This window comes from Nonomuraea aridisoli, from assembly GCF_003236395.1.
Taxonomy (GTDB): Bacteria; Actinomycetota; Actinomycetes; order Streptosporangiales; family Streptosporangiaceae; genus Nonomuraea; species Nonomuraea aridisoli.
The window spans coordinates 1-8,248 of sequence record NZ_POUD01000353.1 but is presented as its reverse complement, the minus strand read 5'-3'; the positions used below and the strand labels follow the sequence as shown (position 1 = coordinate 8,248).

Sequence of the window (8,248 nt, the reverse complement as noted above, 5' to 3'; positions counted from 1 at the left end):
GGGGCGATGACGGGGTCGCCGTCCCTGATCGGGGCCGCGCCCGCGATGAAGTGGGTCAGCGCCTCCCCGTGCACGCACCGCGCCTGCGTCAGCCCGCCCGCCGCGCGCCGCGTGAGCAGATCGACCGGCAGCGGCGTACGGGAGGCGGCCACGATGAGGTTGCCGAAGCGCCGCCCCCGCATGATCCCCGGCTCGGCCAGCAGCGCCACATGGCCGAACGTGCCGGTCACCGTGGCCAGCAGCCGCCTGGCGAAGGCCAGCCCCTTGCCGTCGGCCAGGTTGATCAGCAGCGTCCCGCCGGGGCGCAGGACGCGCGCCAGGTCGCCCATGTACTCGGCCGTCGCCAGCTCCACCGGCATCGTCGCCCCGGTGAACGCGTCGAGCACCACCAGGTCGGCCGTGGCGTCCCAGACCTTCGCCGTGCCCTCGCGCCCGCCCGCGACGATGACCTTCAGCTTGGGCACCGAACGCAGGTCGAGCTGCTCGCGGACGAGGTTGACCAGCAGCCCGTCGGGCTCGATGACGATGTGGCGCGACCCGGGCCGGGCGGCCGAGACGTAACGGGGGATCGTGCAGGCGCCGCCGCCGACGTGCACACAGCTCAGCGGACCTTCCGGGAGGAGATCGATCACGTCCGCCATGAGCCGTACATACTCAAATTCCAGAAATGTCGGGTCTTGTAGGTCTACATACGACTGAGGTACGCCATCCTTGGACAACATCCAGCCGTCCTGCCTGTCCAGATCCCGGAGAAGCTCGACCTCTCCGAACGTCACCGGATACAGGCCGGGCATCGGTTCCCGCTGTCCACGTACCACGTCAGATCCCTCCCTGGGAGAACCGTATGCGACGACGAAGGCTGATTGTGCTCGTCATCGCGCTTGTCGCGATAGTCGGGGCCGGTGCTTTCGCCGTCGCGTCCGCCAACCGCGTCAAGGGCAGCGCCGAGCAGACGGCCGAGGAGTACTTCGACGCCTGGCGCAGGGGCGACGTGATGGCCATGGTCAGGCTGGTGTTCCAGCCGCCCTCCGACTTCGTCGAACGGCACCGCGCGCTGAGCGAGGACCTGCACGTCGAGTCCTTCCAGGTCACCCCGGGCGGACTGCGTGAGACCGGGGACGAGAGCGCCGAGGTGCCGTTCGCGGGGGTGCGCGAGCTCGCCGAGCTGGGGTCCTGGCCGTTCGACGGCGTCCTGCGGCTGGGCGTGCGCGACCGCGCCTGGAAGGTCCTCTGGACGCCCGAGACGCTGCACCCGCTGCTCAAGGACGGCGGCACGCTGGAGCTGACGGAGATCGACGCCTCGGCGGCCGAGCTCGTCACCAGGGAGGGCGAGAAGATCCCCAACGACAGCTACGCCGAGGCCTACCTCGAACCGCTCAGGCCCGAGTTCGCCGAGGCGAACCACGGCTGGGCGCTGGTGTCGAAGGCGCCGGGGCAGCCCGACCGGCAGCTGCTCACCCGCCGCCCGGAGGCGAACGTCGAGCGCACCACCCTGTCGCGTCCGGTGCAGGCCGCGGCGGCGCGTGCGCTGGACGCCGTGGACGACTCCGCGATCGTCGTCATCCGGCCGAGCACCGGCGAGATCCTCGCGCTCGCCGACCGCCTGCGCGACAACTACAGCGCCGTGCGCGACGTCTTCCCGCCCGGCTCCGTCTTCAAGACGATCACCGCGGCGGCGCTGCTCAAGACCGGCCTCGACCCGGCGGCGCAGGTCGGCTGCCCCGGCGCGTACACGATCCCGTTCCACCGCTCCTTCACCAACGACGGCGAGGTGGACCGCGGGATCGTGACGTTCACCGACGCCTTCGCCCACTCCTGCAACACCACGTTCGTCGAGCAGGCGACGACCCGGCTCACCGGCGAGGAGCTGAGCGGGACGGCCGACGAATGGGGGTTCGGCCGGTCGATCGCGACCGGCATCGGCGGCACCTGCGGCACCGTCCCGGCCGCCGCCGACCTCGACGTGCTCGGTGCCGACGCGATCGGGCAGGGCGAGGTCGTGGCGAGCCCCCTGTGCATGGCCGCGCTGGCCGCCGCCGTCGAGAACGGGGTCTGGCGCTCGCCCCGGTTGTTGTCGGAGGAGCAGGTACGCCGCGTCGACGGCGTGCCAGGGGAGGACGCCCCGATGGACGCCGGGATCGTGGCCGCACTCAGGGACATGATGCGGGCCGTGGTCGACCACGGCACGGCCGCCGACGGCGGGCTCCCTCCCGACGTGTCGGGCAAGACGGGCACGGCCGAGGTCGAGGGGGAGACCTCGCACGCCTGGTTCATCGGCTTCCGCGAGGACCTGGCCTTCTGCGTGTTCCTCCGGCACGGAGGGTCGGGGCGGGCCGCGGCCGTGCCCATCGCCGCCCGCTTCCTGAAGGGCCTGTGATCTCGGTCTCGGCGAAGCGGCGGAAACCGTAACCTACGGTACCGTAGGTTTCTATGACGACCATCACCGTGAAGCCGAGGCTGCGTGGCTGGTTGCATGCCGGAGCGCTGCCCGTGACGCTGGTCGCGGGCTTCGTGCTCGTGGCGCTCGGCCCGACTCTGCAGGCGCGCCTGGCCAGCACCGTCTACGCCATCACGTCGGCCCTGCTGTTCGGCATCTCCGCGACCTACCATCGCGGCACGCTCGGCCCCCGGCTGGCCGAGTTCCTGCGCAGGATCGACCACGCGAACATCTACCTGATCATCGCGGGCACGTACACGCCGTTCGCGCTGCTGGCCCTGGAGGGGGTCGCGCGGGTGGCGGTGCTGTCGGTGATCTGGGGCGGGGCCCTGGCCGGGGTGTTGTTCCGGATGCTCTGGCTGAGCGCGCCGCGCTGGCTCTACACCGTGCTCTACCTGGCGCTGGGCTGGACGGCGATCTTCGTCATGCCGCAGCTGCTCGACGGCGCGGGCGTGGCCGCCGTGGTGCTGGTGGCCGTCGGCGGCGTCCTCTACTCGGCCGGCGCCGTCGTGTACGGCCTGCGCCGCCCCGACCCCTCACCCCGCTGGTTCGGCTTCCACGAGATCTTCCACGCCTTCACCCTCGCCGCCTACCTCGTGCAGTACATCGCGGTGTCGATCGTGGTCTACTCGCACGCGTGAACCTCGGCACCGGGTGGCGCAAGTACGGCCTCGCGGGGCGGCTCGTCATCCTGGGCAGCCTCATCCGCCGGGGGAGCGCCGGCACCGTCGGCATCCGGATCGCTGACATTTGACCCCGTACTGGTCTGTTTTCGGGTGCGTCCCGGAAAGCAGATCAGCATGGCAGATGTCTCTCGGTCGTGGTGGCTGCTGCTGCTCCGCGGCCTCGCGGCCGTCGTCTTCGGCTTCCTCGCGCTGCTCTGGCCCGGGATCACCGTGCTCGCCCTGGTGGTGTTCTTCGGCGCGTACGCCGCGGTCAGCGGCGTCTTCGCGCTGTTCGCCGGCTTCCGTCACGAGACCCGGTCGAGGACCTGGCTCATCGTCACCGGCATCATCGGGATCCTGGCCGGCATCGTGGCGTTCGTCTGGCCGGGCATCACCTCCCTCGCCCTGCTCTACGTCGTGGCCTTCTGGGCGATCTTCAGCGGCGTGGCGGAGATCACGGCCGGCATCCACCTGCGCAAGGTCATCGAGAACGAGTGGGCGTTCATCGTGGCGGGCGCCCTGTCGGTGCTCGTCGGCGTCCTGCTGATCATCTGGCCCGGCGCGGGCCTGGTCAGCCTCGCCTGGCTCATCGGCGCCTTCGCGATCCTCTACGGCATCGCCATGATCGCCTTGGCATTGCGAGTGAAGAACTTCACCAACAGGGTAGGAATGCCGTAAATTTTACGTAGCTGCTCGTATTTCGCCGTAGAAATGCCGTGGAGGCGCTATGGACGTACACACCCGCCTTGCCCGCCACCTCCTCGTCGACGGGTACCACCTCGTCCTGGACCTGGAGCTCAGCCGAGGCTCCTGGCTGGTGGACGCCCGCGACGGCCGCCGCTACCTCGACTTCTACACGTTCTTCGCCTCCGCGCCGCTCGGCGTGAACCCGCCCTTCGACCCCGACTTCGTCCGCCTGCTCGGCCAGGTCGCGCGCAACAAGCCGGCCAACCCCGACATCTACACCGAGCACCTGGCCGACTTCGTCGACACCTTCGTCCGCGTGCTGGGCGACCCCGAACTGCCCCACCTGTTCTTCGTCGAGGGCGGCGCCCTGGCCGTCGAGAACGCGCTCAAGACCGCCTTCGACTGGAAGAGCCGCCGCAACGAGGCCGCCGGCAGGTCACGCGACCTCGGTACCAAGGTCATGCACCTGACCAGGGCCTTCCACGGCCGCAGCGGCTACACCCTCAGCCTGACCAACACCGAGCCGGCCAAGACCGACCGTTTCCCCACGTTCGACTGGCCGCGCATCGACGTGCCCGCCGTCCACCATGGCGACGTCGAGGCCGCCGAGGAACGCGCGCTCGCCCAGGCCAGGGAGGCGTTCGAACGCCACCCGCACGACATCGCCTGCTTCATCGCCGAGCCCATCCAGGGGGAGGGCGGTGACAACCACATGCGGCCCGAGTTCCTGCGCGCCATGCAGGACCTGTGCCACGAGTACGACGCCCTGTTCGTCCTGGACGAGGTGCAGACCGGCGGTGGGACGACCGGGACGCCGTGGGCCTACCAGCAGCTGGGCCTCGCCCCCGACGTGGTGGCGTTCGCCAAGAAGGTCCAGGTCGGCGGGATCATGGCGGGCCGCCGGGTGGACGAGGTGCCGGGCAACGTGTTCCAGCAGAGCGGCCGCATCAACTCGACGTGGGGCGGCGGCCTGGTCGACATGGTGCGCAGCCGCGGCATCCTCGAGATCGTCGAACGCGACGCCCTGATCGAGCGGGCCGGCACGGTCGGCGCCATGTTGCTCGAAGGCCTCACCAAACTGGAGGCGGGCCACCCCGAGACCCTGTCGAACGTCCGCGGCCGCGGCCTGATGTGCGCGTTCGACCTGCCCGACGAGGCCGCCCGCGACGCGCTGGTGACCCGGCTCAGGGAGCAGCACGGCGTGCTGATGCTGCCCTGCGGGCCCCGCTCCGTACGGCTGCGCCCGGCGCTGAACATCGCGGAGGCCGACATCGAGCAGGGCCTCGCGGCCCTGGACGCCGCCCTTTCTACTGAGTGACGCTCGTGGCGGTGCGGCGCGGGCCGGCGTAGCGCCACAGGAAGTTCAGCAGGACGCTGACGCGGTTGCGCCCGCCGAGCAGGTAGGCGACGTGGATGAAGATCCACGCCAGCCAGGCGGGCAGCCCGCGCATCGTCATCCCGTTGGGCAACTGCAGCACGGCCTCCGCCTTGCCCACCGTCGCCATGATCCCCGGGTCCCGGTACGAGAACGGCCGCACCGGCTGTCCCTTGGCGGCGGCGATGATCTGCTTGCCCACGTGCTTGCCCATCTGGATCGCCGGCTGGGCCAGCTGGGGCAGCGGGCTGGGCTGCCCGGACAGGTCGCCGGCCACGAAGATCTCGGGATGCTCGGGCACGTTCAGCGCCTCCGTGAGCGTCACCCTGCCGCCCTTGCCCTGCGGCAGCCCCCAGGAGCCCACCTCGGGGGGTGCGGTGACGCCCAGCGCCCACACGGTCACGTCGCTCGGCAGCCGCGTGCCGTCCGCCAGCACCACCGCGTCCGGCTCGACGGAGGCCACGGTGGAGCCCAACCGCAAATTCACCCCCCGCTTGCGCAGCGCCTTGGCCGCCGCGTCCCGCAACCGCGCCTTGTAGGGCGCGAGCACGAAGTCGAACCGCTCCACCAGCGTCACGCTGGTCTGCTCGGGACGCACCTCGGGATGGGTGAGCGGCAGCGTGCGCCGGCGCAGCTCCGCCAGCGTGCCGGCCATCTCGACGCCGGTCGCCCCGGCGCCCACCACGACGATGTGCATGCTCTTGCGCCGGCCCGTCGCGGTGTCCTCCAGGTAGTGCTGCAGCCGCCGCCGCAGCCCCGCGGCGTCGCCGAGCGAGTAGATCGGCAGCGCGTTCTCCCGCGAGCCCGGCACGTTGAGCCAGTTGGTGGTGACGCCCGTGGCCAGCACGAGGTAGTCGTAGTCGAGGCCGGTGCCGTCCTCGAACTCCACCCGCCGTTCCTCCGGCAGCACCTTGCTCAGCGAGGCCCGGCGTGCCCGCACGTTCGGCCACTTGGCGGCGTACGTCCTGATGGGGTATGAGACGTCGCTCGTGCCCAGACCGGCCGTGGCGACCTGGTAGAGCAGCGGCTGGAAGGTCGCGTACGGATTGCGGTCGACCAGCGTCACGAGGGCGCCGCCCCTGGCCAGCTCGCGTGTGGCGGCCAGCCCGGCGAAGCCCGCGCCCACGACGACGACCCGCGGTCTTTGCATCATGCCAAGTCACTCCCCTTGAACGACGTCAAGGATGCATCTGGCACTCTCAGCATCTCTTAAACCCGAATGCGCGAACCGCCTGGAAACTGCCGGCTTCACGCGGACGGTCGGGAGCCTGCTGGACGATCACTCCTGGCGGGAGCGCCACAGGCCGATGGCGCGCACGCGCGAGTCGACCCCCAGCTTGGCGTAGATGCGGTTGACGTGGTTCTTCACGGTCTTCTCGCTGAGGAAGAGCCGTTGTGCGATCTCGCCGTTGGACTGTCCGGTGGCGATCAGGTCCATGACCTCTGCTTCACGCTTGCTCAAGGACGTGATCACGCTGTCGAACGCTGCGTCGTCGACTCTCATCCGGCCTCCGGGTGGCGCGCAGACGGTCAGATCGCCGATGCCCCCGTGCTTCCGGCGTTAGCGGTAGACAGTGAGCATAACCCGCAATGTCGCGATTTGGGGCGGTTGTCGGGAAAAACGACAACGGCCGGTCCCTGAGGAACCGGCCGTTGCCCGTGGGGTGAGTGAAGGGACTTGAACCCTCGACATCCAGGACCACAACCTGGCGCTCTGCCAACTGAGCTACACCCACCGCGGCCATCACCTGAGTGGTGGCGACAGGAAAAGTGTAGCGGGGTTCGGGAGCTTTTACGCCACACCTTTAGCCCGTGACACGCTCGGCGAGTGCTCTGGCGGTCGCCGAATCGGGCCCGGGCTGGCCCACGAAGATGGCCGCGCGGTAGTAGCGGAGCTCCCTGATCGACTCCGTGATGTCGGCCAAAGCCCTGTGCCCGCCCTGCTTTTCGGGCGCGGCGAAGTAGACCCGGGGGTACCAGCGGCGGACCAGTTCCTTGATCGAGGAGACGTCGATCATCCGGTAGTGCAAATACGCGTCCACTCCGGGCATGTCGCGCGCGATGAACGTGCGGTCGGTGCCGATCGAGTTGCCGCACAGCGGCGCCTTCTTCGGCTCGGGGATGTGGCGGCGGATGTAGTCGAGCACGAGAGACTCGGCCTCCGCCAGCGTCACCCCGCCCGCCAGCTCGGGCAGCAGCCCGGAGGCGGTGTGCATCTCGCGGACGACCTGCGTCATCTGCTCCAGCGACTCGGGCGGCGGCTTGATGACCACGTCGACGCCTTCGTCCAGCTCGTTCAGCTCGCTGTCGGTGATGACGCACGCCACCTCGACGAGTGCGTCGCGACCCAGGTCGAGCCCGGTCATCTCACAGTCGATCCAGACCAGCAAGTCACTCATTCGATCTCCTCGCCCAGCGGCTCGGAGCACTCCAATCCGCCCGTTTGTTATCCACCAGCCTAGTGCCACGCGTCAGGCGGGCTTGAGCGAGCCGAGAACCCGGCTCACCACATCCGTGCCGAGATTGTCGGGAACGGAGACGTACAGCATGGCCGGGCTCTGCCCCTCGCCGCGGTCCATCAACACGATCGCGCCCTCCTCCTTCTTCCACGCGAAGCCGTTCTCCTCGGAGATCTTGCTGAAGTCGAGCTCGAAGCGGAGCACCCACGCGTCCCTGTCGCCGATCTTCATCGCCTTGTCCTCGACGATCCGGCTCTCGTGGGCGAGGCTGTAGTACCGGCTGGAGAAGTCGACGAAGACCGCCTTGGCGGTGTCGCCCAGCCCCGAGACGCCCGAATAGGGGTAGAGCTCGTGGAGCGGGCCGGTGTAGACGTTGCCGATCCAGTCGCCGTCCTGGCCGTCGTAGTTCTGCTGCGCGGTGGCCTGCGCCGCGGCCGTCCACAACTGCTGGGTCGGGTCGCCGCTGTTGACCTTCTCGTACGGGGGCACCGTCCAGCCGTCCGGCGCCTCGAACGACAGGCCGCTGCGCGGGTCGCTGATCCGGTCGCCGGACGGCTGGGGGAACGTCCCGGTGTCCTGGCTGGGCGGCAGGGACGGCGGCAGCTGGGAGGGCGGCAGTTGGGAG

At 69.7% G+C, this 8,248-nt stretch carries 9 protein-coding genes and 1 tRNA gene; 4 read left to right on the top strand and 6 right to left on the bottom strand.

Translation table 11 applies throughout. The features are described from left to right. A partial coding sequence (locus tag C1J01_RS43505) for a spermidine synthase (protein WP_235855053.1) occupies positions 1-641 on the bottom strand: 641 nt, incomplete at its 3' end. A gap of 203 nt (positions 642-844) precedes the next feature. Here C1J01_RS43505 and C1J01_RS43500 point away from each other — a divergent pair. The 4 genes from C1J01_RS43500 (at position 845) to lat (ending at position 5,107) form a co-directional block, all read left to right on the top strand. Continuing rightward, positions 845-2,377: a penicillin-binding transpeptidase domain-containing protein gene (locus C1J01_RS43500; protein WP_111184878.1), complete on the top strand. Its 1,533-nt coding sequence runs from the start codon at positions 845-847 to the stop codon at positions 2,375-2,377. A 53-nt stretch (positions 2,378-2,430) separates the two neighbouring features. After that, positions 2,431-3,078, top strand: coding sequence for a PAQR family membrane homeostasis protein TrhA (gene trhA / locus C1J01_RS43495; RefSeq protein ID WP_181449292.1), 648 nt, complete (start codon positions 2,431-2,433; stop codon positions 3,076-3,078). A gap of 159 nt (positions 3,079-3,237) precedes the next feature. Continuing rightward, complete coding sequence (locus C1J01_RS43485; protein ID WP_111184877.1) at positions 3,238-3,780, top strand: HdeD family acid-resistance protein; 543 nt, start codon at positions 3,238-3,240, stop codon at positions 3,778-3,780. Positions 3,781-3,829: 49 nt separating this feature from the next. Next, entirely contained in the window at positions 3,830-5,107 is a 1,278-nt protein-coding gene (gene lat, locus C1J01_RS43480; RefSeq protein ID WP_111184876.1) for an L-lysine 6-transaminase, read from the top strand. Here the strand turns inward: lat and C1J01_RS43475 are convergent. The 5 genes from C1J01_RS43475 to C1J01_RS50625 all read right to left on the bottom strand — a co-directional run. Further along, positions 5,097-6,317 carry an NAD(P)/FAD-dependent oxidoreductase gene (locus C1J01_RS43475; RefSeq protein ID WP_111184875.1) on the bottom strand — a complete coding sequence of 407 codons (1,221 nt, stop codon included), beginning with the start codon at positions 6,315-6,317 and terminating at the stop codon, positions 5,097-5,099. The genes lat and C1J01_RS43475 overlap by 11 nt on opposite strands. 126 nt (positions 6,318-6,443) lie before the next feature. Further along, positions 6,444-6,668, bottom strand: a complete 225-nt coding sequence (locus C1J01_RS43470) for a helix-turn-helix domain-containing protein (RefSeq protein ID WP_111184874.1) — start codon at positions 6,666-6,668, stop codon at positions 6,444-6,446. A 156-nt stretch (positions 6,669-6,824) separates the two neighbouring features. Next, positions 6,825-6,900, bottom strand: a tRNA-His gene (locus C1J01_RS43465). Positions 6,901-6,969: 69 nt separating this feature from the next. Further along, the gene (orn, locus tag C1J01_RS43460) at positions 6,970-7,563 is read right to left on the bottom strand and encodes an oligoribonuclease (protein WP_111184873.1); all 594 of its coding nucleotides are present in this window, start codon (positions 7,561-7,563) and stop codon (positions 6,970-6,972) included. A gap of 72 nt (positions 7,564-7,635) precedes the next feature. Then, a partial coding sequence (locus C1J01_RS50625; protein ID WP_181449291.1) for a hypothetical protein occupies positions 7,636-8,248 on the bottom strand: 613 nt, incomplete at its 5' end.

Excerpts from the sequence above, each read along its gene's own strand:
- lat (WP_111184876.1), top strand. The coding sequence starts at position 3,830 with ATGGACGTACACACCCGCCTTGCCCGCCACCTCCTCGTCGACGGGTAC.
- trhA (WP_181449292.1), top strand. The coding sequence starts at position 2,431 with ATGACGACCATCACCGTGAAGCCGAGGCTGCGTGGCTGGTTGCATGCC.
- C1J01_RS43475 (WP_111184875.1), bottom strand. The coding sequence starts at position 6,317 with ATGATGCAAAGACCGCGGGTCGTCGTCGTGGGCGCGGGCTTCGCCGGG.
- C1J01_RS43485 (WP_111184877.1), top strand. The coding sequence starts at position 3,238 with ATGGCAGATGTCTCTCGGTCGTGGTGGCTGCTGCTGCTCCGCGGCCTC.
- C1J01_RS43470 (WP_111184874.1), bottom strand. The coding sequence starts at position 6,668 with ATGAGAGTCGACGACGCAGCGTTCGACAGCGTGATCACGTCCTTGAGC.
- C1J01_RS43500 (WP_111184878.1), top strand. The coding sequence starts at position 845 with ATGCGACGACGAAGGCTGATTGTGCTCGTCATCGCGCTTGTCGCGATA.
- orn (WP_111184873.1), bottom strand. The coding sequence starts at position 7,563 with ATGAGTGACTTGCTGGTCTGGATCGACTGTGAGATGACCGGGCTCGAC.